At 63.9% G+C, this 269-nt stretch carries 1 protein-coding gene; it reads right to left on the bottom strand.

Features of this window, described 5'->3' with window-relative positions; translation table 11 throughout:
• Positions 1 to 178: DNA polymerase ligase N-terminal domain-containing protein (locus SB679_RS24480; RefSeq protein ID WP_410704867.1), on the bottom strand; the 178-nt coding region annotated here is incomplete at its 3' end.
• Positions 179 to 269: the final 91 nt, after the last annotated feature.

Below are 269 nucleotides of genomic sequence, written 5' to 3'. Positions count from 1 at the left end.
CGCGCGTCACCGCCCAGCTTTTCAGCACGCCGTCCATCTCCAGCCGGAAATCGTAGTGCAGCCGCGTCGCGTCGTGCTTCTGGATGACGAAGCTGTTGCCCTTGCTCTTGCCTTTTGCGCCGCGCGGTTCGGGAGTGGCCTTGAAGTCGCGCTTCTGCTGATAGGTTTCGAGCGCCATCGTCAGCTCGCCTTCTTGCGGCGGCTGGATGCGCTGGCGGCAGGCTTACCAGATCCGGATTTGCCGCCGATCTTGGCGCTTTGGCGCAGCG

Origin of the sequence: Chryseobacterium sp. SIMBA_029, from assembly GCF_046535275.1 — a bacterium.
Taxonomy (GTDB): Bacteria; Bacteroidota; Bacteroidia; order Flavobacteriales; family Weeksellaceae; genus Chryseobacterium.
The sequence above is the reverse complement of the archived record's forward strand: the minus strand, read 5'-3'. Positions and strand labels throughout refer to the sequence as shown.